This is a genomic window from Candidatus Termitispirillum reticulitermitis (assembly GCF_054655775.1).
The window spans coordinates 1-969 of record NZ_BAAIHG010000172.1 but is presented as its reverse complement, the minus strand read 5'-3'; the positions used below and the strand labels follow the sequence as shown (position 1 = coordinate 969).

The following is a 969-nucleotide window of genomic DNA, read 5'->3' as shown; positions in this document are numbered from 1 at the left end:
ATGCCCAATGCTCGTATCTATCGCGGGGAATTCGTCAATATTTAGCTCCAGTAGCTGTCCGTCAAATATAGACATCACGTATTGGAGCGGTCTAGCAAAACGTATGCTATGCTCCCCCCAACGCATAGATTTAGGGAATGGTATATTATGGATAGCAACGGGGATAAGCTGTGCCAGCAAATCTTTTGTATCAGCACCTGTGAGCTTCTGCACGCCCGCTAATCGCTCCTCACCCTTTTCATTTTTAGCTTTGGTAATAGTTGAGCTGTCAAGCCCCCTTGCTTTAGCGAATTTCAACCCTACTTCACTAATAGTGCCATCAGTATTGAATGCAATTTTCGCTGGCGGACCAAATATAGTGTCCTGTCTATCATCCTGCCTATAAGGAAGCCCGTCTATACATAAATATACACGGCGCGGAGTTCCGCCCGCGCTAATGGATGTGTAAGGCAGTTTCAAGCTGGCAAGCTGATTAGCCACCTCTCCTTTCAGATAGTCTGCCGTAAGCGGCACGAATGCCGCAGGTAGCTCTTGACAGCCTATTTCCAATAAATAAGATGTTGTTGTCTTCATTGTCCTGACAGGATAATAGCAGGCTGGGATTTTGTCAAGGCGTATTTGACATTTTAGGCTGTGCGTGATATTGATTGCGCATGTCTAGCACAGACTTAAAGTTTTTTACGAATAATACGGCTGAATCTAGCCTTTATACTAGATTCACGAGTGTTCTGCGCCACGCACAATATTTTGACGTGTTAGTCGGCTATTTCAGAGCATCAGGGTTTCATAGACTTTACAAAGCATTTGAGAGTATTGAAAAGGTGCGTATCCTTGTAGGGCTTGATGTTGATAAGCCTATCTTTGATATTATAGAGGAACACGTAACTAGTGCTCGCCTAAAAGAGGCAACGATTACACAGGTGACGCGAGAGATTGAACAGGCTGACGACACAAAAGAGGTTGAGGACG

General features: G+C 44.7%; 2 protein-coding genes. One reads left to right on the top strand and one right to left on the bottom strand.

Annotation, left to right across the window (positions count from 1 at the left end; genetic code table 11):
- Positions 1 to 573: glycine--tRNA ligase subunit beta (locus tag AC1MDJ_RS08080; RefSeq protein WP_479690403.1), on the bottom strand; the 573-nt coding region annotated here is incomplete at its 3' end.
- Positions 574 to 653: 80 nt separating this feature from the next.
- Between AC1MDJ_RS08080 and AC1MDJ_RS08075 the strand changes: the two genes are divergently transcribed.
- Positions 654 to 969: phospholipase D-like domain-containing protein (locus AC1MDJ_RS08075; protein WP_479690402.1), on the top strand; the 316-nt coding region annotated here is incomplete at its 3' end.